Annotated in this window: 20 protein-coding genes; 8 read left to right on the top strand and 12 right to left on the bottom strand. The window is 70.1% G+C overall.

Annotated elements, in window-relative coordinates; translation table 11 throughout:
* The first annotated feature begins 47 nt into the window (after positions 1 to 47).
* A complete protein-coding gene (locus JIG36_RS48185) occupies positions 48 to 611 on the top strand; it encodes a VanZ family protein (RefSeq protein WP_203383661.1) in 564 nt (187 codons plus the stop codon).
* 45 nt (positions 612 to 656) lie between these two features.
* Here the strand turns inward: JIG36_RS48185 and JIG36_RS48180 are convergent, their stop codons facing one another.
* Positions 657 to 1,733 (bottom strand): glycosyltransferase, encoded by a 1,077-nt coding sequence (locus tag JIG36_RS48180; protein WP_203383660.1) that lies wholly within the window; start codon positions 1,731 to 1,733, stop codon positions 657 to 659.
* Between the two features lie 368 nt (positions 1,734 to 2,101).
* Here JIG36_RS48180 and JIG36_RS48175 point away from each other — a divergent pair, with 368 nt between their 5' ends.
* Genes JIG36_RS48175 through JIG36_RS48155 form a run of 5 tightly spaced genes read left to right on the top strand, consistent with a single transcriptional unit; the run spans position 2,102 to position 7,515 of the window.
* On the top strand, positions 2,102 to 3,994 hold the full coding sequence (locus tag JIG36_RS48175) for a nucleoside-diphosphate sugar epimerase/dehydratase (RefSeq protein ID WP_203383659.1): 1,893 nt from the start codon (positions 2,102 to 2,104) through the stop codon (positions 3,992 to 3,994).
* A 21-nt stretch (positions 3,995 to 4,015) separates the two neighbouring features.
* Positions 4,016 to 5,272, top strand: a complete 1,257-nt coding sequence (locus tag JIG36_RS48170) for a nucleotide sugar dehydrogenase (protein WP_203383658.1) — start codon at positions 4,016 to 4,018, stop codon at positions 5,270 to 5,272.
* Complete coding sequence (locus JIG36_RS48165) at positions 5,269 to 5,922, top strand: sugar transferase (RefSeq protein ID WP_203383657.1); 654 nt, start codon at positions 5,269 to 5,271, stop codon at positions 5,920 to 5,922. The genes JIG36_RS48170 and JIG36_RS48165 overlap by 4 nt, the downstream gene beginning before the upstream one ends.
* On the top strand, positions 5,912 to 6,973 hold the full coding sequence (locus JIG36_RS48160) for a hypothetical protein (protein WP_307873212.1): 1,062 nt from the start codon (positions 5,912 to 5,914) through the stop codon (positions 6,971 to 6,973). The genes JIG36_RS48165 and JIG36_RS48160 overlap by 11 nt, the downstream gene beginning before the upstream one ends.
* 5 nt (positions 6,974 to 6,978) lie before the next feature.
* On the top strand, positions 6,979 to 7,515 hold the full coding sequence (locus JIG36_RS48155; protein ID WP_203383656.1) for a GNAT family N-acetyltransferase: 537 nt from the start codon (positions 6,979 to 6,981) through the stop codon (positions 7,513 to 7,515).
* A 4-nt stretch (positions 7,516 to 7,519) separates the two neighbouring features.
* On the opposite strand, the gene JIG36_RS48150 is transcribed toward JIG36_RS48155, so the two are convergent.
* The 10 genes from JIG36_RS48150 to JIG36_RS48105 are packed head-to-tail and all read right to left on the bottom strand — an operon-like array spanning position 7,520 to position 19,233.
* The gene (locus tag JIG36_RS48150) at positions 7,520 to 8,524 is read right to left on the bottom strand and encodes a GNAT family N-acetyltransferase (RefSeq protein ID WP_203383655.1); all 1,005 of its coding nucleotides are present in this window, start codon (positions 8,522 to 8,524) and stop codon (positions 7,520 to 7,522) included.
* A gap of 2 nt (positions 8,525 to 8,526) precedes the next feature.
* Positions 8,527 to 9,723, bottom strand: coding sequence for an FAD-dependent monooxygenase (locus JIG36_RS48145; RefSeq protein ID WP_203383654.1), 1,197 nt, complete (start codon positions 9,721 to 9,723; stop codon positions 8,527 to 8,529).
* 9 nt (positions 9,724 to 9,732) lie between these two features.
* A complete protein-coding gene (locus JIG36_RS48140) occupies positions 9,733 to 10,746 on the bottom strand; it encodes a GNAT family N-acetyltransferase (RefSeq protein ID WP_203383653.1) in 1,014 nt (337 codons plus the stop codon).
* A gap of 34 nt (positions 10,747 to 10,780) precedes the next feature.
* Entirely contained in the window at positions 10,781 to 11,896 is a 1,116-nt protein-coding gene (locus JIG36_RS48135) for a hypothetical protein (RefSeq protein WP_203383652.1), read from the bottom strand.
* Positions 11,893 to 13,107: an O-antigen ligase family protein gene (locus tag JIG36_RS48130; RefSeq protein WP_203383651.1), complete on the bottom strand. Its 1,215-nt coding sequence runs from the start codon at positions 13,105 to 13,107 to the stop codon at positions 11,893 to 11,895. The genes JIG36_RS48135 and JIG36_RS48130 overlap by 4 nt, the downstream gene beginning before the upstream one ends.
* Entirely contained in the window at positions 13,104 to 14,366 is a 1,263-nt protein-coding gene (locus JIG36_RS48125) for a lipopolysaccharide biosynthesis protein (RefSeq protein WP_203383650.1), read from the bottom strand. Before JIG36_RS48125 ends, JIG36_RS48130 begins: the two co-directional genes overlap by 4 nt.
* Positions 14,359 to 16,035, bottom strand: a complete 1,677-nt coding sequence (locus JIG36_RS48120) for a tyrosine-protein kinase domain-containing protein (RefSeq protein WP_203383649.1) — start codon at positions 16,033 to 16,035, stop codon at positions 14,359 to 14,361. The genes JIG36_RS48125 and JIG36_RS48120 overlap by 8 nt, the downstream gene beginning before the upstream one ends.
* A gap of 34 nt (positions 16,036 to 16,069) precedes the next feature.
* A complete protein-coding gene (locus JIG36_RS48115; protein ID WP_203383648.1) occupies positions 16,070 to 17,323 on the bottom strand; it encodes a glycosyltransferase family 4 protein in 1,254 nt (417 codons plus the stop codon).
* A gap of 4 nt (positions 17,324 to 17,327) precedes the next feature.
* On the bottom strand, positions 17,328 to 18,470 hold the full coding sequence (locus JIG36_RS48110; protein ID WP_203383647.1) for an aminotransferase class I/II-fold pyridoxal phosphate-dependent enzyme: 1,143 nt from the start codon (positions 18,468 to 18,470) through the stop codon (positions 17,328 to 17,330).
* Positions 18,463 to 19,233, bottom strand: a complete 771-nt coding sequence (locus JIG36_RS48105; protein ID WP_203383646.1) for a polysaccharide deacetylase family protein — start codon at positions 19,231 to 19,233, stop codon at positions 18,463 to 18,465. The genes JIG36_RS48110 and JIG36_RS48105 overlap by 8 nt, the downstream gene beginning before the upstream one ends.
* A 189-nt stretch (positions 19,234 to 19,422) precedes the next feature.
* On the opposite strand from JIG36_RS48105, the gene JIG36_RS48100 reads away from it, so the two are divergent.
* Positions 19,423 to 20,433, top strand: coding sequence for a GNAT family N-acetyltransferase (locus tag JIG36_RS48100; protein ID WP_203383645.1), 1,011 nt, complete (start codon positions 19,423 to 19,425; stop codon positions 20,431 to 20,433).
* Between the two features lie 966 nt (positions 20,434 to 21,399).
* On the opposite strand, the gene JIG36_RS48095 is transcribed toward JIG36_RS48100, so the two are convergent.
* Positions 21,400 to 24,291, bottom strand: a complete 2,892-nt coding sequence (locus tag JIG36_RS48095; protein WP_438870814.1) for a DUF4365 domain-containing protein — start codon at positions 24,289 to 24,291, stop codon at positions 21,400 to 21,402.
* Here JIG36_RS48095 and JIG36_RS48090 point away from each other — a divergent pair.
* On the top strand, positions 24,271 to 24,876 hold the full coding sequence (locus tag JIG36_RS48090; RefSeq protein ID WP_203383643.1) for a dihydrofolate reductase family protein: 606 nt from the start codon (positions 24,271 to 24,273) through the stop codon (positions 24,874 to 24,876). The two genes, JIG36_RS48095 and JIG36_RS48090, sit on opposite strands and share 21 nt — an antisense overlap.
* The last annotated feature ends 546 nt before the right edge of the window (positions 24,877 to 25,422 follow it).

Raw genomic sequence — 25,422 nt, 5'->3', positions numbered from 1 at the left:
AGCTGACGTCCAGGGGAACCGGAGCCGCGGTGGGTACCGTTGTTCCGGTGCCTTCCGGTCAGCTCGAGGTTCCCGCGCTCCCGATCCTGATCCCGCTCGGGACGACGATCATGGTCGTGACGGTGGTCGTGCTGCTCCGCCTGCGCGCGCTGGCCCCGGGTCGCCTGATCGCGATGTGGGCCGCCGGCTGGTACGCGGTGGCCGTTCTCGGCGCGACCATGCTCCCGCTCGACATCGCCTGGGGTCCCGAGGCCGGAAGCCCCGAGCTCTACCGGTTCCTGCTGGTCCCGTTCGTCACCATGCGGGTCGACGACTTCCTCCTCAACGTCATCATGCTGGTGCCGCTGGCCGCGGCGCTGCGGGTGGTGGCCGGGGTGCGCGACCGCCGCCGGGTCGTGCTGACCGGCTTCCTGATCAGCCTCACCATCGAGACGACCCAGGGCCTGCTGCTGTTCTTCCTGCACGGCAACCGGTGGGCCGACACCAACGACCTGATCGCCAACACCCTCGGCGCCTGGCTGGGCTGGGTGATCATCCAGGCTCCGGCCGCCGCCCGCGCCCTCGACCGCTGGTCCGTCGCCCGCCGGCCCGAGCCACTGCCGCACCCGTAAGAGCGCCGGCCGAAAAGCCAAAGCACAGAGCACAAAGCACAAAACTCACCCAGCACCCGAGCCGCTGACCCGCTCGTAGAGCTCACCGACCGAAGCCGCCATCCGCCCCGCGTCGTACCGTTCGCCCGCCGACCGAGGCTCGAGCCGCCCACCGGACCGTTCCGAGAGGCAGAGCACCTCGGCCCGCAACGCCCGCGGCAGCGACTCCGGATCGTGCGGGGTGAGCCGCCGCGCCCCCTCGACGGTCCGGTCCTGCAACGGTTCGCAGGCCGCATAGAGCGCCGGCAACCCGGCCGCGATCGCCTCCAGCACGACCAGGCCGAACGTCTCGCGCCCGGGTGAGGCGAACACGTCCATGGCGCAGAGCATCTCGCGCGCGTGCCGCACCGGCCCGGCGAAACGCACCCGGTCGGAGACGCCCTCGATCGCCGCCAGCCGTTCCAGGGCAACGCGGGCCGGGCCGTCGCCGACCAGCAGCAGCACCGCGTCCGGCACCTCGCCGACGGCCCGGATCAGCACGTCGAACCGCTTGCGCGGTTCGAGCCGGCCCAGCCCGCCGATCACCGGCGTGCCCGGCGGGATGCGCAGCCGGGCCCGGGCCGCCGCGCGCAGCCCGGGGTCGAAGCGGAACTCGGCCGGGTCGAGTGCCTTGGGGATCACCGTCAGCCGGTCGTCGGGCATGCCCCAGCGGCGCAGGCGGTCGGCGATCGCCGCCGACACCGCGACGGTGAACCGGCCCCGGGTTCCGGTGCGGTAGGCCAGCGCCGTCCGCCGGCCCTCGTCGAGGTGGTACTCGGTGGCGACCAGGTGGGCGATCCCGGCCAGCCAGGCCGCGAGCCGGCCCTGCACGGTCGCCCGGAACAGGTGGGTGTGCACCACGTCGAAACCGCCGCGCAGGGCCAGGCGGCGCAGCCGGACGATCGTTCCCGGGTCGAGGTCGCGGGTGGCGACCAACTCGTGCACGGCCGTGCCGTCGGCCCGCATCGCCGACAGCGCCGGCCCGGGTGGCGACAGCGTGACCACCTCGCTCCGGTGCGGAAGATGACCGATCAGCAACCGCAGTTGGTGCTCGGCGCCGTCGCCGGCCCGGGCGCTGATGACGTGCAGCACCCGAACGGCCATTTTCCCCTCCCGCTCTTCACATTGTCGGCAATGCGATTGCGCGCCCCCCGAAATGGACGTTCGCAGAGGTTGGAGCATGAATGACAGTCGCAAATGTCATGCGAAACTAGAGAGACATTCATGTTCACGAAATGGCGCTATCCTCGTGATCTGCCTGGCCAGGGCGGGTGTCATGTGAGACGTGAGCCATCCTCACATCGTGCATGACAATTGCCACTGTATTCATCCAGCCCCTCCTGGCACGCTCAGAACTCAGCGAACAACGCAGGCGACGAATCATCAATTCCGCTCCCATGAATCCTTTCCTGGGGCGCATTTTCCTTGCCTGCCGAAGAAAACTTTCCGGGCGTCCGCGCAAGGAGGATTTCATGCAGGTACGCAGTGCGGCGCCGCATGTGGACACGGACGACGCGGGGGGTCGATGGCCCGGCTCGTACCGGACCGGGGCGATCCTGCGCGGCCGGGCGGCCCGGGCCGGCGTCGACGCGCTGGCCCTCGGCCTCGCGCTGCTCATCGCCACCGTGCTGCGGCACGACGGCAACCTGACCGAGTCGCACCCGCTCCGGGTGCTGGCGCTCGCGGCGGTAGCGGCCGTCGTGCACACCGCGGTCGGGTTGCGTTTCGGGCTCTACACGGGCCGGTGGGCGTACGGGTGCTTCGAAGAGATCGCGGCGCTCGCCAAGACCGCGGCCGTCACCACCCCGGTGCTCTTCATCCTGGACACGCTGCTCGGCCGGCTCGTGCCGCGGTCGGCCATCATCGCCTCCGGGCTCATCGCGCTGGTCCTCGCCGCGGGCGTGCGCTACGCCGTACGCCTCGCGCGGGACCAGCGTCTGCGGCCCTCACCCGAGCACGGCAGCCGGGTCGTTGTGATGGGCGCGGGCGAGGGCGCCGAACAGGTCGTGCGGGCCATGCTGCGCAACCCCGACAGCCCGTACGTGCCGGTCGCCCTTCTCGACGACGACCCGGCCAAACGCACCCTGCGCGTGATGGGCGTGCCGGTGGCCGGCACCCGGCACGCGATGGCCCAGGTGGTGAGCCGTTACGAGGCCGACGTCGTGCTGATCGCCATCCCGAGCGCCGGCGCCGACCTCGTCCGCGAGCTGACCGATCTGGCCCGGCCCACGAACGTCGAGATCAAGGTCGTGCCGCCGGTGGTCGAGCTGTTCGGCCGCACGGTCAGCGTCGACGACATCCGCCCGGTCAGCCACGCCGACCTGCTCGGCCGTCGCGAGATCGGGCTCGACCTGCAGGCGATTGCCGGCTACCTCACCGGCAAACGCGTGCTCGTCACCGGCGCCGGCGGCTCGATCGGCTCCGAGCTGTGCCGCCAGCTCGTCCGTTTCGACCCGGCCAGCCTGGTCATGCTCGACCGCGACGAGTCCGGCCTGCACGCCGTGCAGCTCTCGATGGACGGCCGCGGCCTGCTCGACGACCGCAACCTGGTCGTGGCCGACATCCGCGACCAGGAGCGGCTCGACGAGGTGTTCGCCGAGCACCGCCCGCAGGTGGTCTTCCACGCGGCCGCCCTCAAACACCTGCCGCTGCTCGAGATGCACCCCTCCGAGGCCCTCAAGACCAACATCATCGGGACCTACCAGATCCTGCGGACCGCGCTGCGCCACGGCGTCGAGCGGCTGGTGAACATCTCGACCGACAAGGCCGCCGACCCGGGCAGCGTGCTCGGCTATTCCAAGCGCATCACCGAACGGCTCACCGCCGCCGCCGACGAGTCCGGCCCCGGCACCTACTGCAGCGTCCGGTTCGGCAACGTGCTGGGCAGCCGCGGCTCGGTGCTCACCGCGTTCGCGGCCCAGGTCGAGTCGGGCGGCCCGATCACCGTCACCCACCCCGAGGTGTCCCGGTTCTTCATGACCGTCCAGGAGGCCGTCCGCCTGGTCGTGCAGGCGGGCGCCCTCGACAGCGCGGGCGAGGTGCTGGTGCTCGACATGGGTGAACCGGTCCGCATCGCCGACGTCGCGCGCCGCCTGGCCGACGCCGCCGAACGGCACATCTCGATCGTCTACACCGGACTGCGGCCCGGCGAGAAGATGCACGAGAGCCTGTTCGGCGCGCACGAGCCCGACCGCCGCCCGAACCATCCGCTCATCTCGCAGGTGCCGGTGCCGCCGCTCGACGGGGCCGCGCTCTCCCTGCTCGACCCGACCGCCGCCCGGCCCGAGCTGATCGCGGTCATGCGCTGGCTCGCCGACAGCCCAGCCCTCTCTGTAGCGCGGCCGCACTACCTCAAAGCCAGCTGATCACAAGCCAGGAGGAGCCCCATGCGGGTCGTCATCGTCGGTCAGGGATACGTCGGGCTGCCACTCGCCGTCCGCGCGGCCCGGGTCGGTCACCACGTCGTCGGCTTCGACGTCGACGACGAGCGGATCAAACGGCTCGCCGCCGGCGAGTCCTACGTGGACGACGTCTCCTCGGCCGAGCTGCGCGAGCTGCTCGACGCCGGCAACTTCCAGCCGTCGGCCGACCCGCGCTCGTGCGCCGGCTTCGACATCGCGGTCATCGCCGTGCCCACCCCGCTGCGCGAGGGCACCCCCGACCTCAAATACATCGAGGAGTCGGCCCGCACCCTGGCCCGCTATCTGCGTCCCGGCGCCACCGTGGCTCTCGAGTCGACCACCTATCCGGGCACCACCACCGACCTCGTCGCCCCGCTGCTCGAGGAGGGCTCCGGCCTGATCGCGGGCGACGACTTCTATCTGGGTTACAGCCCCGAGCGCATCGACCCCGGCAACCGCGAGTGGACGCTGGAGACGACACCCAAGGTGGTCTCCGGCATCAACCCGGCCTCGCTGGAACGCATCGACGCCTTCTACCGCGAGATCGTCGCCAAGACCGTTCCGGTCGGCGACTGCAAGACGGCCGAACTGGCCAAGCTGCTGGAGAACACGTTCCGGCACGTCAACATCGCGCTCGTCAACGAACTGGCCGTCTTCGCCCACGACCTCGGCATCGACGTCTGGGAGGCGATCGACGCCGCGTCCTCCAAGCCGTTCGGCTATCTGCGCTTTGTTCCCGGGCCGGGGGTCGGCGGCCACTGCCTGCCGATCGACCCGTCCTATCTGTCGTGGCGGGTGCAGCGGACCCTCGGGCAGAGCTTCCGCTTCGTCGAGCTGGCCAACGACATCAACAACCACATGCCCGATTACGTCGTACGCCGTCTGGTCGCGGCCCTGAACGAGCGGCGCAAGGCGGTCAACGGCTCGACCATCCTGCTGCTCGGCCTCGCCTACAAGAAGAACAGCGGCGACGCCCGGGAGTCGCCGGCCCGGCGGGTGGCCTCGCTGCTGCTCGACATGGGCGCCGACGTACGGGCCGCCGATCCCCACGTGGTCGAGGACGCGCAGGTCGACCGGCGCGTCGTCCGGGTCGCCCCGACCGCCGACCAGCTGGCCGCGGCCGACGCGGTCGTGCTGCTGGCCGACCACGACGTGTTCGACCTCGACCACGTCGTCGAGCACGCCGCGTACGTGCTGGACACCCGCCACCGCCTCACCGGAGAAAACGTGGAGACGCTGTGAAGCTCGTCTGGGCACTTCTCAACCAGTTGACCGCCGCCGTCGCCCTGATCCTGCTGTCCCCGGTGCTGCTCGGCGTCGCCTTGTGGATCCGCGTCACCGACGGCCCCGGCATCCTGTTCGTGCAGGACCGCGCGGGTCTGCGCGGCAAGCCGTTCCGCATGCTCAAGTTCCGCTCGATGGTGCACAATGCGGTGGCCAGGAGCGCCGAGCTCGGCATCGACGACCCGTTCGGCCTCGTCGAGAACGATCCGCGCATCACCCGCTGCGGCCGTTTCCTGCGCCGCACCAGCCTCGACGAGCTGCCCCAGCTGCTCAACGTGCTGGCCGGGCAGATGCTGCTGGTCGGCCCCCGCCCCGACGTGCTGCCGCAGGTCGCCAACTATTCGCCGCTGGACGCCCGCCGCCTCGAGGTGAAGCCCGGCATCACCGGCTGGGCCCAGGTCAACGGCCGCGACGACATCGACTGGCCGCAACGGTTCATCCTCGACCGCTGGTACGTCGACCACTGGTCACCGCTGCTCGACCTGCGCATCATCGGCCGCACGTTCACCGACCTGCGCCGCGGCGAGCCGCCGGTGCACATCGACACGCTGAACATCGCCCGCGCCGAGGAGAAGGTCGAGGCGGAGGGTATCCAGCGTGCTGCCTGAGTCCCGCGAGATCGGCTCCGAGTTCCACTGGGACCCGGGGCTGCTCGGCGGTGTCGAGCACAACCTCCCGGGCCGGCTCTTCGCCACCGGCTGCGGCGCGATGACCGCCCTGCTGCGGCGGCTGAACCGGCCCGGCCGCCTGCACGTCCCGTCGTTCTTCTGCATGGGCGTGGCCGAGGCGTTGAGCGCCCTCATGCCGGTGGCCTGGTATCACCACCGGCCCGACGGTCACGGCCCGCGCCTGGCGACGCTGGAGGCCCGGCCCGGCGACATCGTGCTGGCCCAGAACCTGTTCGGCCGCGAGACCGGCGAGGTCTGGCGCGACTGGATCACGGCTCATCCGGACATCACGGTGATCGAGGACCACTCGCACGACCCCTTCGGCCCGTGGGCGACCACAAGCATTTCCCCGTACGCCGTAGCGTCGCTCCGCAAGACCCTGCCCGTCCCCGACGGCGGCCTGCTGTGGTCGCCCCAGGGCCTCGACGTGCCGGTCCCGTTCGGCCCGCCCGCCGAGGGCAGCCATCTGAAACTGGCCGCGATGGTGCTGAAGGCGGCCTGGCTCAACGGCAGCCCCGTGCCCAAGGACGCGTTCCGCGCGCAGCAGCAGCAGGGCGAACACATCCTGCTGGGCAGCGAGGCCCCACCGAGCGCCTTCACCGCGGCCGTCCTGCCCGCCCTCGACATCGATGCCATCCGTACGGCGAGCACCCGCAACGCCCGCGCCCTGGAGGTGTTGCTGGATGCGGCCGACCACCCCCGCGCCACCCTGCTCGCCCCGCCCGGCGCCTGGGCCCGCGGCGCCGCCCCCTTCCGGGTCCAGCTGCTCTGCACCGACGAGCCGGCCCGCAACGACCTGCTGCGCCACCTGGCCGGCCACGGCGTCTATGCCCCCGTCCACTGGCGGCAGGGCTCGTTCCGCAGCGACGACGACGAAGCCGCCGCCCTGGCCGCCCGGGTCCTGACCGTCCCGGTCGACCACCGCTGCGAGCCCGTCGACGTGCACCGCGTCGCGGCCGTCCTGACCGCCGGCAGGGTTGTGGTTTCCTGACCGGCATGACCGAACCTCTCACCGGCGTTCCCTGGCCGCCGGATCCGATCCACACCGGACGGCTCGTGCTGCGCGAGTCCGAGGCCCGTGACCGGCCGGCCTTCGTCGAGCTGCAGACGTCACCCGAGGTCACCCGGTTCCTGGGCGGCCCCCAGACGGCTGACGTGCCGGAGATTCCCGAACGGTGGCCGGGCAGCCTGGTGGTCGAGCTCGACGGCGCGATGATCGGCCACGTCCTGGTCCGGCGCTGGGCGGCCGACCGTCGCCCGGCGGTGGCGGACAAGGCCGACCTCGGTTACCTGTTCCTGGCTCGGGCGTGGGGCTCCGGCTACGCCGCCGAGGCCTGCGGCGCGGCCCTCGACTGGTTCGACCGGGCTTGCCCCGGCGAGCCGGTTGTGCTCATCACCCAGAGCGCCAACCTGGCCTCGATGAGCCTGGCCGCCAAGCTCGGCTTCACCGAGACGGAGCGGTTCGAGGCGTGGGGCGCCGAGCAGTGGGTGGGCGAACGGAAGGTGCCCCCGGCGAGCGGGGGCACCTCGTGAACGCTCAGCGGTAGGGCGGGAACCGGCCGGTCAGCGACTCGGGTGTGGGCGGGCCGGCCAGCTTCTCGAAGTTGCTCGGGTCGGTGATGACGCGCCACGTGTGGAACCGGTGGCGTCCGGCCGCGAACTGGGACTTGTAGCGGAACAGGGAGTCGGCCGAGCCGCCGACGCCCCCGCCCAGGTGGTAGATCCGGTTGCCCCGCTCCCGGCCCCACGTGCGTACGGCGTGGTAGAGCAGTTTGTCGGCGTAGTGGATCGGGGCGTCCGCCGTCGACTGCAGGTGGGTGTGCATCATGCCGTCGTACTCGAAGAACAGGTTGCCCCCGAGGACCCGGCCGTCGAGGGCGGCGACGGCGAGGTGGACGTGGTCGGCGAGGGCGTCGCGCAGGTTGTGGAAATGCTCGGTGCCGAAGAAGTAGAAATCGGTCGCCCCGACGCGACGCATCGTGGCGTGGTACGTGTCGATCCAGGTGTCGTAGAGGGTCCAGTCGTCGAAGACGATCTCGACCCCGGCCCGGGTCGCCTTGTTGATCTGGTTGCGGTGGCTGCGGTGCGTCTGCGACCAGAGCTCGTCCAGGCTGAGCGTGAGGTCGATCGAGACGGTCTCGCCGTGGTTCAGCAGCGTGCCGGCCGGGGCCAGCGCCTCGTGCGGGCCGGCGAGCAGCGGATGGAGCCGCGCGAACGCGGTGACCACCCCCTCGGTGCACAGCAGTTCTCGCATCATGCCGGCCGCACGCGACCAGAAGGCAGCATCCTCGCTGCCGACGGGGCCCGGGTATCCGTACGGGGAGGTCGCGTCCTGCAGGTCGGTGTCGGGTACCGGCCGCAGCAGCAGGGGCAGCAGAAAGACACGATCCGCCTCGTCGTACCGGAAGGCCACCGGAGTACCACCGGTCAGGCCGGCGTCGAGCCGCACGTACTCGGGGATGTGGTAGATGTCGTGCCGGACCCGGTCGAGTGCCTCCGTCCAGGCCGGGTCCCGGGGTGACAGCAGTGCGGCATCGGCCATAGTCAACCTCCTGTGAGTAGGGGAACCCGCGGCTCGGCATCGGGGCGGCGCCGGGCCCGGCTCCATCGTCGTGCGCTCAGGGCCGAGCGCAGCATCGCTCTCGGCACCGACCGCTGGGTGCTCAGGTGCAACAAGTAACGCCACAATGGATACTCGCCGCGGCGGTCGGACAGCGCGTACGAGAAACGCGTCGACGGGAGATCCGCATATTCGGGCATCCGCTCGAACCACTCGCTGCTGGCCAGCGCGGCCCGCTGCAACGGGGCGAGGGCGGCCCGGCGGCGGTGCTCGTAACGTTCCAGCGCCTGCGGCAGATCGCCGGGCAGCGCGAGCGCGTCGGCCAGCGCCATCGCGTCCTGCATGGCCAGTTTGGTGCCCGAGCCGATCGCGAAGTGCGTGGTGTGCGCGGCGTCGCCCATCAGCACCACGTTGCCGTTGTCCCAGCGCTGGTTGGTCACCCGGCGGAAGTTCATCCAGCCGTTGCCGCGGTCGATGAGCCGCTGCCCGCCGAGGTGCCCGGCGAAGACGGTCTCGAGCCGGGCGCAGCCGGCCGCCGCGTCGAGCCGGTCGAGTTCCAGCGCCGACCACACCTCGGGGGTGCACTCGACGATGAACGTGCTCGTGTTCTCGTCGAACGGGTAGGCGTGGTACCAGATCCAGCCGGCGTGGGTCTTCTCGAAGCCGAACGTGAACGTGTCGAAGACGTGCGGGGTGCCGAGCCAGATGTACTTGTTGCGGCCCAGCGACACCTCGGTGCCGAAATGCACGGCAGCGGAGGAGCGGAGCTGGCTGCCCGCGCCGTCGCAGGCCACAACGAGGTCCGCATCAGGCGTGTCGGACAAATCGGACCGGTAAGAGACCCGCACTCCGAGCTCGACGGCCCGCTCCGACAACAGCGACAGCAGCTTGTGCCGCCCAAGACTGAACCCATACCCCGCGAGATGCGTGACGGCCTTGCCGGTGGCGCGCACCTCGTACTCGTCCCACTTGCAGGCCGCGTCCCAGATCCGTTGCGCGCTCACCCGGTCGTACGCGAAAAGCTCGTCCAACAGGTCGTCCCAGAAGACCACACCCCACCCGTAGGTGACGCCCGGCGGGTTGCGTTCCAGCACGGTGACCTCGTGCGCGGGGTCGGCGAGCTTGGCCAGCACCGCGAAATACAGTCCGGCGGGTCCGCCGCCGACACAGGTGATGCGCATCGCGTGCTCCTAACGGTAGGGCGGGAACGAGCCGGACTCGTCGGTCTCACGGCCGAGAGCGAAGACCATTTCCTCGTACGCGGGCCGGTCGGTCACCACCCGCCAGGTGTGGAACGGATGCTCCCGGGGCGAGAACCCGGCCTTGTACGAGAACAGCGAGTCCCGCGCCCCACCCTTGCCCCCGCCCAGGTGGAAGACCGTGTTGCCGCGGGCCTTGCACCATCGCCGCACCTCGTCGTAGAGCATCTCGTCGGCGTACCGCTTGGGCGCCCGCCGCGTGGACGACACGTATCCGGTGGCGATGCCGTGGTGCTCGAAGAACGTGTTGCCCCCGACCACTTCGCCGTCCTCCAGCGCCACCGCCAGGTGCATGCGGTCGCCCATCGCGTCGTGCATCGCGGCCAGGTGCTCGCGGGTGAAGAAGTAGTAGTCGGTCGCGCCGACCCGCCGCATGTTGTCGTGGTAGACCTCGACCCACTCCCCGAGCCGGTCCCAGTCGTCGAAGACGACCTCGGTGCCGGCCCGCCGCGCGCGGTTGATGTGGTTGCGGTGGTCGCTGCGGGTCTGCTTCCACATCTCCTCGAGGCTGACCGTGAGGTCCATCGAGACGGTCTCGCCGTGGTGCACGAGCGTGCCGAAGCGGGCGAGCACCGGCAGTGGCGCCGGCAGCAGCGGGTGCATGCGGACGAACGCGGTCACGACGCCCTCGCCACGCAGGGTCTCGAGCATCGCCACACAGGCCCGCTCCCAGAAGTCGCGGTCGCCGGGCATGGCGTCGCTGACGGGGCCGGGATACCCGTACGGCGAAAGCGCGTCCCGCAGCCCGGTGCCGGGAATCTCCCGCAGGATCAGGGGGAGCAGGAGCTGCCGGCTGCCGTCGGAGTACCAGAAGGCGGCCGGGGTGCCGGAACACAGCGCCGCGTCCAGGGTGACGTATCCGGGCAGGTGGTACGTGTCGTGCCGGGTGCGGTGCAGGGCCTCCTTCCATTCGCGTGCCGCCGGTCCCACGAGCGCTGCTGTCATGTGTCTTGTCTCCTTCTCCGGACGCGGAAACGGCCTACGGGCGCAGGATCCGCGCGTTGAGGGCCATGTTGGCGGCGAACTGGTCGTTGACGACGCGGTGGCTCTCCAGCCGCTGCTGGACCCCCGGGTCGAAGCGGCCGAGCTTGACGAAGCCGTCCGAGAACCACCCGTTGTCGGTGCCGGTGCCGTCCACATAGGCGCGATAGGTCGTGCCGCCGGGCCAGACGACCCGGGTCAGCAGTCGGGCGAAGGCCGCCATGTCGGCCTTGGTCCAGGTGGTGCCGCGGTCGCGCGCCTCCACCACGTACGCCATGACGCCGTTGCCGTGGCTGACGTCCTGACCCGGGCGCTGGCCCGAACCCCAGACGTCGCTCCAGAAATAGGCGGTCGACTCGACCGGGTTGCGGCGCATCTGCTGCTTGAGCCCGCCGCCGTAGCCGGGCACGTGCCGGTCGACGTCGGCCACGACCGTGCGGTAGCGCTGCCGCCGGGTCGCGTCGCCGGTGACCTGCGCCAGGTTCAGGGCGATCAGCCCCCAGTGCGCGGTCATGTGCGTACGTTCGCGGTAGAGGGTCTCGTCGGGCCCGCGCGAGTACCACTTCTCGAACACGTGCTTCTCGGTGAACGACAGCAGCCGGTTGTAGCGCGTCCGGTAGTCCGCGAGGTCCTTCTCCTTCATGGCGACGAGCAGGGCGCTCCCGTACCGCCAGAAGTAGCTCTCATACAGCGGAACCTCGGTGTTCCCCTCCTGGGCCGAGGTCCACCCGAGATAGCCGCCGCGCACCGCCTTGGCCGTGCCGACCACGTTCTCGGTGAACTGCAGGGCCCGGTCGAGATAGCGGCGCTCCCCGGTGGCCCGGAACATCGCCACCAGCGAGTCCAGCGTGTACGAGACGTTGTAGTGGTCCCAGCTGTCACCGGACCGGGTCATCGGCAGGCCCACCTCGGCCTGGTAGTTCCAGCCGCGCAGGAACACGCCGGCCCAGTAGCTGACCGGCTTGAGCACGGCCGCCTCGACCACCGGGCGGTCCGGCTCGGCAGGCAGCGGGCTCAACGTTCCGGTGACGTCCTTCTCCTTCGCGCCACAGGCGGCGAGAACACCGCCGGCCGTGGCGAGCAACAGGGCCCGGCGCCCGATACGCGCGTTCACGCGGGCACCTCCTCGAGAGTCTTGGCCGGGACCGGCACGACCGCGGCCGCCGCCGCCATCGCGGCGAACAGCCAGGCCAGCCGGGAGTCGTAGTAGTCGCCGGAGAACAGGCTGCTCAGTCCGACGAAGACGGCGGCCGCGACGGCCAGCCCGGTCAGCTGGGGCCGGTGGCCGCCGCCGTGCACGGTGGTCGTCCACAACAGCACCGCCGCGGTGAGCAGGCCGATGCCGATCAGGCCGCCCTCGGCCGCGACGCCGAGCACGTAGTTGTGCGGGTACTCGACGAACTGGTTGACGCCGACGAGCCCGTAGAAGCCGTCCAGCCCGGCGCCGGCGATCGGATGGTCGACCGCGAGCTGCCAGGCCGCCGCCCAGATGTCGGTGCGGTCGGACAGGTAGCGCTCCTGCACGGTCTGCTCCACGAACCGTTCCTGGAACAGGTTGGTGAACGCGGGCGGCGCGAAGGCCCAGATGGTGGCGACCGCGGCCGCGACGAAGACGAGCGCGCCGGCGATGGCGCCCGGATGCAACCGGCGCCGGATCTTGAACAGGGCGACCGCACCCACCGCGGCCGCCGCGAGCAGGCCCGCCCGCGAGCCGGAGAGCACAGCGGCCAGCCCGAACAGCGGGGTCGCGAGCAGCGGCCACAGCCGGCGGCGGAACAGGGCCAGGGCGATCGCGCTGATGACGCCCAGGATCTCGATGCGGACGAAGACGTTGGGACCACCGCCGAACGCCGAGTACCGGCCCTGCTCGCCCGGCCCGTTGACGAACAGCGCGGCGAGCGCGAACACGATGGCGGCGATGTAGAACAACAGGAACGCCGTCTTCACGACCGTCTCGGGGTCGCCCACGGCGTACAGGTAGAACGCGACAACCAGCGCCCCCATCAGCACCAGGTCGACCGTCTGCGGCCCGACCCGCGAAGCCGCCGGCGCCCACAGGCCCGAGGCGATCTGGAACAGGAAGAACAACGCGGTGGCGACCAGCCAGCCCTCACGTCGTTCCGCGGCCGTTTCCAGGAACGGCCGCCGGGCGATGTCGACGATCAGGACGGCCAGGGCGACCAGCAGGCCGATCACCCGCAGGTCGACCCAGGCCAGGTCGGTGTATCCGGCGCGGTCGAGCGTGAACCGCCCGCCGATCGCGACCAGGATCAGCACCAGACCGGGCGCCAGGAAGACCCGCGGAGTGCGCAGCCAGGGGCTCATTCGCGGTCACCCGTCACCTGGTTGGTGACCAGCGCGAACAGCAGGCACGAGCCATAGCCGACCAGCGAGCCGTAGGCCGCGCCGAGGATGCCGAACGGCGGGATCAGCAGCAGGTAGGCGGCGAAGCTGACCACGAAACCGGTGATCTCGGCGGCCGACACCAGGCTGCCCCGGCCCTTGGCGATGAGCAGGCCCAGCGTCACGCGCGAGACCGCGTAGAGCCCGGCCGCGGCCACCAGCGGCACCACGACCGACTTGGCCTGGGCGTACTCGTGGCCGAAGACCGGGACGATGAGCAGATAGAGCGCGCCGGCCGCGATCGGGGCGACGACCAGGCAGTAGGCGGCGACTGCGAGCAGGATCGGGCGGGTCGGCAGGCGGCCGTTGTTGTGGTCCTTGCGCCACTTGCCGAGCTTGGCGTCGGCGTAGGCGCGCACCGGCCACGCCAGCAGCTCGGTCATCGTGGCCACGGCGGTGTAGATGCCGAGGGCCGAGGTCGAGGCCAGGGCGGGCAGGGCCAGGCGGTCCGACCTCAGCATGGCCATGTTCGAGATCGCGGCGGGGAACAGCGAAAGGCCTTCCCGGCGTACGGCGCGGTTGTGATCGCTCAGCGCGGCACCCGGGCTCCGCAGCCAGAGGACGATGTAGACGACCGTCGGCAGCAGCCCCGCGATCAGGTAGGCCACGATCCAGACGGCCGGGGTGGTCGTGTTCGCCAGATAGAGCACGACCAGCAGGGCCAGCAGCAGGATCGCCTCGACGACCCGGCACACCAGGAAGTCGCCCACCCGGCCGGCCGCGATCGCGATCGAGCGCGTGGCCAGACCGGCCACCTCGACCAGCGTGTAGGCCGCGATCAGCCCGATCACGAGCAGCCCGGGGTTGTAGTGGGCGGGCGCGATGACCTCGTACGCCCCGGCCAGCAGCAGTCCCACCGCGCAGGGGACGATCAGGAGCTTCCCGTACGCCCTGACGGCCGCGCCCGGGGCGGCCTCGTGATAGTTGGCGACGAAGCTGCGTTCGGTGCCCAGCAGCATGAACTGCGTCGCGAGGTAGACCACCTGCAGCATCAGCGCCACTTCGCCGCGGTGGGCCGGCGCGAGGGCCCGCACCATGAGGATGTTGGCGACGAAGGCCACGCCCCCGGTGAGCAGCTGGGAGGCGAAGAGCTGCACGTACGGCTCCCGCAGCTGCTGGGAGACCCAGCCCGCCGGTCCGGGCCGCCGGGGTGGCGCCTCGCGCAGCGCGACCTCACTCATCCCGGTCTCCCGGCTCGTCGTCCTCGGCCACGGTGGCCTTGCCCCGGACGACGGCCTTGCCGTGGCCGTTGAGCGAGACGGCGGCGCTGTCGACGGCCGGGACCTTCGGCGGCGGGATGATCCGTTGCGTCGCGGTCCCGTCGTCCTCCTCGGGCTGGGGTTTCGGCGGCACGATCCGCTGCGTGGTCGTGCTGTCCTCGGGCTTCCGCTGGGCGATCACGCTGTGGCTCAGGTCGGCCGTCACCCGGGCCCGGCCACTGACCGGGTTGGGCGGGGGCAGCGGATCCTCCGGCTCGTCCTCGCCGCCGAGCAGCGTGGTGACCAGTCCGGGGCTGTCCATCGGAGCCGGGAACGCCGGTCGCTCGTGGGGCGGGGCCGGGGAGTCGGGCAGCCGTCGCGGCAGGGCGTTGAGCACCGCCCCGACCAGCCGGGCGCCGATCCGTTCCAGCAGGTCGGTCGAGCGCTGCACGTCGGCCGTGCGGGTGCGGTTGGCCCGCACCACCAGCAGCGCGCCGTCGGTCACCTTGCCCAGCACGGCGGCGTCGGCCACCCCGTGCAGCGGGGGCGCGTCCACCAGCACGACGTCGAAGCGCGAGGTCAGATCCCGTACGGTCGTGGCCAGCCGGGGCGAGGCGAGCACCTGCCCCGGGTCGTGCCGCTTCTCGCCCGGCGGCAGCACGGTGAGCCGCCCCTGCAGGGGATCGCGCAGCACGTCGTTCACCTGGGCCCGCCCGGCCAGCACGTCGGCCAGGCCCGGCCCGCCCTCCATCGACAGATAGCGGCCGACGCCGGGGGAGCGCAGGTTGGCGTCGACCAGCAGCACCCGTGCGCCGGTCTCGGCCAGCGCGATGGCCAGGCCGCAGGCGACCGCGGTGGTGCCCTCCTTGGGGTTGGCCGCGGTGATCAGCAACGAGGTGCCGTGGCCGCGGGTGCGTTCGGCGGTCAGGTCGGCCGGCAACAGGCTGCGCAACCGCCGGAACGCCTCGGCCAGCGCCGAATCGGCCTGCCCGGACCGGGCCCAGCGGCCGGTCAGTGAGATGACGCCGACCGTGCCGATGCCCAGGCGGCGCAGGTCGTCCTCCTCGGCGACGGTCTTGCGGGCCGCCTCGCGGACCGCGACCCCGACCCCACCCACGAGGAGTCCGAGCACAGCCGAGAAACCGACGTTGCGGGCCAGGTTGCCGGGTTCCTGGGTGGTCACCGCCTCCTGGGCCACGGTGATCTGCGGCGGTGGCCCGCCGTCGGCGGCGGCGCTCGGCGGGTCGAGCTTCTTGGCCAGCGCGACCAGGGCCGCGGTGGCGGTCGTGACCATCGAGCGGCTGCGGTCGGCCGACGAGTCCTTGGCCGTCACCACGAGCAGGTCGGTGCCGGCCCGCACCTCGGCCGACAGGCTCTTCTGCACCTGGTCGGCGGTCAGCGGCGGGCCCAGCTTGGCCACGACGTTCTGCGCCACCCGGGGGCCGGTGAGCAGGGCGATGTACGAGTTGAGGCGGCTGGCCCTGGCGTCCGGGTCGCCCGAGCCGGTGGTGACGAACAGGACCATCGACGACCGGTAGGCCGGTTCCTGGGAGAGCGACAGCCCGGCCGCGATGCCCGCGGCCAGCAGCACCGGCACGATGATCCAGGCCCATCGACGCCGGCACGCCCGTACGTACTCGCGCAGTTCCACGCTGCGTACCCCTTAGCTTGTCGCTCGTGTTTCTCTATTTCTCTGCCGTCCCGGCCTTCGCGCGGGTCAGGTTCTCCGTCCCGGCCTTCGCGCGGGTCAGGACGGCGGCGAACTGGTCGAAGAGCATGTCGCGGGAGAACCGGTCGACGGCCAGCTTGTGCGCGGCGATGCGGGCCTGCTCCAGCCACGCTTCGTCGCGGCAGTAGCGGGCGAACAGCTCGCCCGCCGCGTCGGTGTCGGTGGGGTCGAGAACCAGCCCGGCGCCGGTCTCCTCAAGCAACTCGGCCTGCCAGCCGCCGTAGTTGACGGCGATCGGGCGGCCCGCGGCCAGCGCGTCGAAGAACTTGTTGGCCGAGTTCTCCCACAGCGCGCGGATCGGGCGGACGAAACTGGTCGACATCGTGGCCGCGCCGAGGATCACCGGCAGCTCGGACTTCGGGACCTTCTCCCACATCCGTACGGTGTCGTCGAGCAGCCCGAGCTCGGCCGCGAGCCGCTTCGTGGGCTCCCACTCCTTGCCGTGCCCCACGATCAGCACCCGGATCCCGGGGTCGATCTCGCGCATCCGCCGGGCCGCGCGCACCAGGTATTCCACGCCGTTCACCGCGCCCAGCGCTCCGGTGTAGACGATCAGCGGCCGGTCGCCCAGCCACTCGTGCTTCGCCCGGAACTGTTGTACGGCTTCGGGTTCGACTTCGAACAGGGCCATGTCGGCGGCGTTGGGGATCACGGTCGTACGCGTGCCCGGTCGTCGCTTCCTGACTCCGGCCTCCATGCCCGGCGACAGGGCCACCACCTCGGACGCATTGCGGTAGGCGAAGTTCGCCAGAGCACCGGCGGCCGTACGCAGCACCGGGTTGCGCAGCGCGCCCATCTCGATCGGCACCTCGGGCCACAGGTCGCGCACCTCGAAGACGAACGGCACCCGGCGCAGTTTGGCCGCGAGCACGCCCGGGACGGCGACGGTGAGCGGGGTGCTGGTGGCGAAGACGAGGTCGGCCCGCAGCGACGCCGCCTTGGTGGTGGCGACCGCCATGAACTGGAAGAACGCGCGGATCCGGCGGGCGTACGACATCGAGTTGTTGTAGGGGATCGAGAACCAGTGCACCCGTACGCCGTCGTCCTCGGTCTGCCGCCAGCCGAGCTTGCCGTGCGTGCCCGTGATGTCGGTGGTGATGACGTCGACCGTGTGTCCCTGCGCGACGAGCCGGCGGGCCTGCTCGTACGAGCGGATGCCGCCCGCCATGCCGGGATTGCAGTAGTACTGGTGGATGTAGACGATGTGCATCCGCTCACCCCTCGTGCTCGGCGGCCACCGCGCGGACGGCGGCCACCACGCGTTCCCGGTCGTGCTCGGTGAGCGCGGAACCACTCGGCAGGCACAGCCCCCGGTCGAACAGATCGGCGCAGACCTTGCCGCCGCGCATCACGCAGTCGCGGAAGACCGGTTGCAGGTGCATCGGCTTCCAGGTGGGCCGCGCCTCGATGTCGTGGGCGGCGAGACGTTCCAGCACCCGGTCGCGGCTCGCGCCGAACCGGTCGGGGTCGATCAGCAGACAGGTGAGCCACCAGTTGGACGTGCCGTAGGCGGCGATCGGCATGAAGGTCACGCCGGGTAGGTCGCCCAGCGCCGACCGGTAGTAGCGGCCGGTCTCGCGGCGGTTGGCGATCATCGACTCGAGCCGCTGGAGCTGACCCCGGCCGACCGCGGCGAGCAGGTTGCTGAGCCGGTAGTTGTAGCCGACCGACCGGTGCTCGTAGTGCGGCAGCGGCTCACGGGCCTGGGTCGACAGGTGCCGGGCCTTGCGGGCGACCCCGTCGTCGTCGGTGACGATCATGCCGCCCCCGCCGGTGGTGATGATCTTGTTGCCGTTGAACGACAGCACACCGGCCAGGCCGAACGATCCGGCCGGCCGGTCGCGGTAGGACGCGCCCAGGGCCTCGGCCGCGTCCTCGATCAGCGCCACGCCGTAGCGGTCGCAGGCATCCACCAGCGGCTCGTAGTCGGCGCACTGGCCGTACATGTCGACCGCGATCACCGCGCGCGGCGGGCGGCCCTTGGCGCAGCGCCGCTTCAGCTCCTCGGTGACCAGCGCCGGGTCGACGTTCCAGCTTTCGGTGGTGCTGTCGAGGAAGACCGGACGCGCGCCCAGATACATGACCGCGTTGGCGGTCGCGGCGAAGGTGAACGACGGCACCAGCACGGTGTCGCCGGTGCGCACGCCCGCGGCGACCAGGGCCAGGTGCAGGGCGGCGGTGCCGCTGCTGAGGGCGACCGCGTGGCGCACGCCGACGATCTCGGCCACTTGCGCCTCGAACGCGTCGAGGTCGGGGCCGACCGGCGCGACCCAGTTCGAGTCGAACGCCTCGAGCAACAGCTTGCGTTCCAGCTCGCCGACGTCGGGCGGGGACAACCAGATTCTGGTCTCAGTCATGGACTCGTGTCCTCACAGCCCAGATCGGCCAGGCCGGGTGCAGGCCCTGGCGGTGGATCATCATGGGGGAGTCGCCCGGCCGCATCGCGGGCCGGAGCGTGCTGGCGAAACTCGTGTAGCCGGCCTCCTGGGCCGCCGTCACGTCGCGCTTGCCGAAATCGACGGCCGGATGCCCGTACGGGGCCGCGAAGTCCCTGATCGCGATGCCGAGCTCGTCCTCCAGCTCGCGCTTGGAGTCGACGAGCTCGCGGCGTGCCTCGGCCTCGCCCTGGTCGGCCAGCCGCTGATGGGTGACCGTGTGCGAACCGAAGTCGAAGCCGGCCGACGCGATCTCGCGGCAGTCGTCCCAGGTGAGGTTGCCGGGCTGCCCGACCAGGCCGGTGGTCACGAAGAACATCGCCGGGACGCCCAGTTCGCGCAGCACCGGGACGACGACGTCGCGCCAGCTGGCGTGCGCGTCGTCGAAGGAGAGACAGAAGACCGGGCCGTGCAGGGTTTCGTTCCCGCGCAGGATCGTGAGCGCTTCACTCCAGCTCACCATCGGGCCGCGCCGGCGGAACGCCAGCAGGTGACGGCGCAGGTCGCCGGCGTACTCCGGGAGCACGTCGTGATAGAAGGGGAAGTAGAGCCCGCCGGTCTCGGGCAGCCGCCGGAACGCCCCGGCCGGGGCCAGAATGCGGCCCTGCACACGGGGCCGGGCCCGGAGCCGGCTGCGCAGCCCGAGCTCGTTGAGGCGTCGTTTGATCAAGGTCGGGGACTGCATCGGCACCCTCCGGCTGGCTCGTCCGTATCGACCCTCGCAAAAGGCGCCCGGGCGGCGTCAGTAGCAATTGTCATAAGGTACGTGAGGATGTTTCACATCATTTATGACGTGCTCGCTCTGTTCTTCCGTCCCGTTTGCGGAATAGCCTCGGGACGGCGCACGCCGCGCCATTTCGGCGGAGGGTGACGCATGCTGCGACTGCACCGGGTGACGCCGGCCGACGACATCTGGACCGAGCGCGCGACCTACGACGACCGCTTGATCTTCCACACCGAGCCGTGGCTGCGGTTCGTCGCCGAGACCCAGCGGGCCGAGCCCGTGCTGGCCCGCGTGACCGACGGCGACACCACCGTCGGCCACTTCACCGGCCTGGTCACCAAGCGCTTCGGCCTGCGCATACTCGGCAGCCCGATGGCCGGCTGGACAACGTCCTACGTGGGCTTCAACCTGGCCCCCGGCGTGCCGCGGAGGGCCGCGCTGGAGGCGCTGATGCCGTTCGCCTTCACCGACCTGGGCTGCGCCCACCTGGAGATCCGCGACCGCGGCCTGGTCCCGGCCGACCTCGAAGGCCTGGGCCTGCGATGGGCCGACGCCCCCACCGCGGTGATCAGTCTGGAACCGTCCGAGGAGTCACTGTTCGCCACGATGGCGAGCGCGTGCCGGCGCAATATCCGGAAGGCGGAGCGAAGCGGAGTGCTCGTCGAGGAAGTTGTCGATGATCCGACTTTCGCCGACGATTTCTACGACCAGTTACGCGACGTTTTCGCAAAACAGAATCTCGTGCCCACCTATTCGATCGAGCGCGTCCGTTCCCTGATCCGGCACATGGCCCCGGCCGGTCAGCTGCTGTTGTTGCGGGCCCGCGACAGTTCGGGCCGTTGCATAGCCACCGCGGTGCTGCCCTGGTATCACCGCACGATGTACTTCTGGGGCGGCGCCAGTTGGCGTGAGCACCAGCACCTGCGTCCCAATGAGACGCTGATCTGGTACGCGCTGAGGTGGGCCCGCGCCCGTGGGGTGACCGAGTTCGACTTCGTCGGCGGGAATTCCTACAAGTCGAAGTACGGGACCGTTGAGGTCCCTGTGCCGTGGGCCCGCCGCTCTCGGTCTCCGCTGGTCGCCAACCTCCGGGATGCCGCACAGCAGGGTTTCGCCCTGAAGCAGCGTGCCGTGGCCCGGCTGACCGGGGCCCGCGCCTGAACTCTGTTTGGGTCCTAGAGATTGCTTGCGCTTGGACGGTTGGGGGCCGGGGTGACCCCTCACGGCGGTAACCCATCTATTGCCATGAGGGGTCACCCCGGCCCCCAACCTTGCATGGGATCAAGTGACGGCCAGGACTTCGGTCGCCGGCCGGTCCGTGCCGAAAAGGCTGAGGGACCCCCGTCGCCCTGGGTGGTCTGGCTCCGCGCCGGTCATTCCAGGGGATATTGCTTGCGCAGGCCGACGTAGGTGGGTGGCTGGTGTGACGGACCTCGCCGGTCGCGCACCGCTTCGCGGTAACCACGGGAAAGCTCAAACCGAAAGACCAACCCCCAGAACGGCCGAGCTCAGACGACGCCCGCCCGCGCGCCGGCACCCAGCCCGAGGGCGGCCGGATTCTCAACAGACCCCACCTAGGTTTGGGTGATCTCCTCGCGACGGCAGCCCCAGCTCATCGTGAGGAAGGGCAGGGTGCAACCGGGGTTTGGTTGCGCCCTGCCCTTCCTTGCGATTCGCTCCCGGCCGCCGTCGCGAGGAGACCACCCAAACCCCGCACCCCGTCCTTGTTCTTCACCGATCTCCGAGCGATGGCCGGGGTCTGGGGCAGCGCCCCAGGGTCTTCGCCCTTCCCACAACCCAAACCAGCAGTTCAGGTTGTGGGAACGAATGGCGGGCATCTTTATGGAGCCAGCTTGGGGTGGTGCTGCCGTGGGGGATGGCGGGCATCTAAGGGAGCCATGTTGAGGTCGTGCTGCCCAGGGAACGCGAACCGCCCAGGACTGCCATTCTGGGTCCGCGCGGCCGAAGGCAACGACGAACACCATCGAAACTCTGGCTACCGAGCCCCGCCGCATCCCGTCCAGCCCGAATCCCCCCGGCCGTCGCCCGGTCAAGGCTGCGGTGTCTCAGGCCGGGGCTGGGGGCGGTTTGCGAACGCGGTTCTTACCCTGCTGGAGATGTGTACGGCTAGGAGCTGCAATTCATCGAGTGTGAGCAGTTGCGGTAGTTTCGCCGCGGCCTCGGCCAGTGCTCGGACCACAAGTACGCCGGGATCTGCGACGAGCTTCGGTAGAAGTGCTCGTGCGACGCGATCGTTGAGGGCGGCTCGGCTATGAAGCCTGCGGCGGTTGCTCGCACCTGCGGCTCGGGGTCGCCTGCCAGAACAATCAGAGTGCCCAGACTGAGTTGGTCGTCTCCACCGCCGGCCAGAAGCGCGGCAATGCGGCGGCTGTGCGTGTCGGCCTGAAGCAGGTAGGCCAGATGTCGTTGCCATTGGCCGCCGGCCCGGCGTTCCAGCGTGGCTTGGAGCCATCGTGCGGGCGGACGCGGGTCGCTGTTGTCCACCAGGCTCGGAGCCGGCTCGGGGCCGTCCGCGATGGCCGCCGCGAGCGGGGTCAGCCGGGCCGCTACGTCCTCGGGCAGGTCTGCCACGCGTTGAGCCAGCACGCTCAGCGCTCCGACCAAGTGCCCGCCACACCGGGTCACCTCGAGCAACTGAAGGATGGGGTCCCAGTTGGCATGCTGTGGGTGGTGCACGTTGAGCACGGTCAGGGCATGGCCGAGGTCAACGCCGCCCAGCGGATACTCGCCTCGTACGGCGTCACGAAGCTGTGCCTCCAGCCGCGCCGTCAATGCGGTGATCAGGGAACTGACCAGGTCCGTGTCGAATGCAGTGACGTCGCTGAGGGCCGCGACCGCACCCAGTGACCCACTCCGCGCCTCGTTCGTCAGGTGATCACGGGCGCTCGGCAGGGAAGTCGCAGCCGCGCCAAATAATGAGTACGCGAGTTGCCGGTCGTCGGATCCGGCCCGGTCGACCGCTTTCCGAGCGCGGTCCGGTGTCCATACGGCAGGAGAGAGTCGTCGCAGCAGGCCGGCGATCCGACCCGCCAGGTATTGGTCAGTCAGCCCGGGCAATTCGAGGATGAAGTCGGCGAGCTGGTGATGGATGTTCTCGCCGACGGCGCCGACCAGCGCGGTAAGCAACTCGACCAGGAGCGGCCGCACCATGAAGGTGGGGCGGGTGCGGCTTGCGTACGGCTCGGGATCGTGGAAGGTGCGCAAGGTCCATTCGACCAGGCGTTCCGCACGGTCGCGAGGAAGCAGATCGCCCGACTCAATCAGCATGCTCAGGTCGGCCCGAGCTGGTGTACGCGTCGAATTGGTCGGGTCGGTCAGGAGCGCAGCAGCCTGTGCGGCCGCCGCGTGACCGTCGTTGACCACTCTTCGTACTGCGAGAGCCAGTCCTTTGTAGTCGCCGCACAGGCGCATCGTGGTCAGCGCCACGGCGACTGACTCCGGGTCTGCTCCGTGCTCGCGGTCTGTCAACAGGTACTCGGCCAGGTCCCGGGTGGTGCCGCGCCACGCCGTCTGATCCCCGACCATGCCTGCAAGCAGGGATGCCGAGCGCAGGTACTGCCAGGCCTCGTCGACCATGGTGATTGTCACCCCGGTGTCGCGGGTCCACGCCCGGAACGATCTCTCGGCCTGCGCTGACAGCCCCCAGCCGGCGACCTGATGTCGCCACCAGGATCCGGTGGTGTCGGATGCCGACATTGTGCTGCCGAATTCGACCGCATCCCAGTCTGAGACGGCCAAAAGGGTGTTCGGGGCGGCCCCGCCTATCGCGGCCGCGGTGACATCGTCGGGTGCCAACTGGCCGAGGCCGATCAGGTCGAGCGCCACGTCGCGTGCCTGCTGTCGGTGACCAAGTTCGCTGAGCGTTCTCGCGTATTGCAGCTGGACCCAGGCATGGTCAATGAGGTCCATCTCGTCTCGCGCGAGCAGAGCGGTCAGCAGCGCCAGTGCTTCGTCTGCGCGCCCGTCCTCCAGCAAGCCGGCGGCATGAGCAACGGTTCCAGCGGCTTGCTGGTACGGCGGCAGGTCAGAACTCGTCAGCCCCGACAGCACGTCGGGGACACCGGTCTTGATGTATCGCAGCAGCGCCGCTGCGAAGCGCCAATCCCAGGCGGCATCGGGCGGCAGAGCGGTCAGGTTGGGGATGTAAGACTCAGCCTCTTCTTCGGGCCGGGCGACGTCGCGCAGCCTGACCTGCATGAGCATGGCCGTCACCTGCGCGGCTGTAAGTTTCACGTCCGTGCCGCGGTTCGGGTGGGGTGCGACCAATCGCGGCACAATGAGAGCGTGGCGCAATTGGTGGGACGGCGAGAGAATCGCGCCTGCCCATGCCGATCCTTCCCAGCTGGCTCTGACAGTGGTGCCTGCTGCCGCAGTGAGTAGTCGGCCGGCGTTAGCGGCGTCGACAACATTCGCGCGAGGGACGAACACCTTGGCGCCCTTGCGGGTGTACTTCACGGTCTGTTTCGTGATCGGCGCCCAATAGGAGACGCGTTCGTCGAGGTTGCGGAGGACGATGAAATGGGGGAGCCGGTGGCTCAGCCACGCGTCAAAGTGAGCGCGGTCGTTCTCGCGGAACCACCAGCCGGTCCCGACGCCCGTGTCGTCGCGTCCTTCTTTGGCGAAGAAGCTTTCACCGGACTTGACTTGTGCTCCGACAACGATGCCGAGGTCAACGAGTCGGCCGTCCATCTGGGATTCACCCGGACGGGCTTCCCGGTGATCACGCGTTCGCCGCCGGGCGGTGTCGGCGCATGCGGCGACCAGTGGTGCTGGTCCATGCAGGAAGTGGAGCGTTCGCCCTGATCCCGTTGTCCCTGTATGGCATATGAGGGGCGTGGGTCCCGTCTGATTGAGCCGGCGGGCCGAAACGCGGAGCGGGCGGCCGTCCTGTCGTTCCAAGTTCGGCTCTTGCTTTTCCTTTGGGCCTGCTATCGTCCGCAGGACTGCTTGCAGAACGCAATCACTTGGAGGTTCGCGGTGTCGGACACCACCTGCCACATGTCGATCTCGCTGGATGGGTTTGTTGCCGGGCCCGACCAGAGTCGTGACAACCCGCTGGGTTTGCGGGGCCGTGAACTGCACGGCTGGCACATCGGGGACCCGCGCGCCACCGAGGCCAACAAGGTCGCTGCGGGGTGGCTCATGCGCCCGAGGGGGGCGTATGTGATGGGCCGCAACATGTTCGGGCCCATCCGCGGGGAATGGGACGAGGAGTGGGCCGGGTGGTGGGGTGCCGAGCCGCCGTATCACGCGCCGGTGTTCGTCCTGACCCACCACGCCCATGAGCCGATCGAGATGGAGGGTGGGACTACGTTCCACTTTGTTACTGGGGGGTTTGACGCGGCCTATGCGGCGGCGTTGGAGGCGGCGGACGGTAAGGGGGTGGACATCGCTGGTGGGGCTTCGACGGTGCGGCAGGCGTTGATCGCCGGCGTCATCGATGAGTTGACCCTCGACATTGCGCCCGTACTGTTGGGTTCCGGGGAGCGCATCTTCGACGGTGTGGACAAGTTCGATTACGAGCCGGTCGAGGTGCTGCATTCGCCGTTGACGACTCATATCCGCTACCGAAGGGCGTCCTGACCTTCCCGTTAGGCGACTTAGGCGAGGGGTGACCTCGGGCTGTCCGGGCCCGTTTTATCGTTTCCTTGGGCGGTGCGACCCTAGGCTGGCTGTGCTGGCCTGTTTGGCCGTTCCCTCGGCGGCGCGACCCTAGGCTGGCTGTGCTGGCCTGTTTGGCCGTTCCCTCGACGGCGCTACCCCAGGCTGGCTGTCCTAGCCTGTTTCACCGTTTCTCTGGGCGGCGCTACCCCAGGCTGGCTGTCCCAGCCGGGTCGCCGTTTCTTCGCAGCGCGGCCCTAGGCTGGCTGGTCCCAGGCTGTAGGCCGTTTCCCTGGGCTGCGCTGCCCCTGGCTGGCTGCCCTCTGGCTGTCGGGCATCAACACCCTGGGGCTCCGCCCCAGACCCCGGCCATCGCTCGGAGATCGGTGAAAAGCAAGGGCGGGGCGTGGGGGTTTGGGTGGTCTCCTCGCGGCGGCGGCCTCAAGCGAATCGCAAGGAAGGGCAGGGCGCAACCAAACCCCGGTTGCACCCTGCCCTTCCTCACGATGAGCCAAGGCTGCCGTCGCG

Origin of the sequence: Paractinoplanes ovalisporus, assembly GCF_016834655.1 — a bacterium.
Taxonomy (GTDB): Bacteria; Actinomycetota; Actinomycetes; order Mycobacteriales; family Micromonosporaceae; genus Actinoplanes; species Actinoplanes ovalisporus.
Note: the sequence above shows the minus strand (reverse complement) of the source record. Positions and strands in the feature narration are given on the sequence as shown.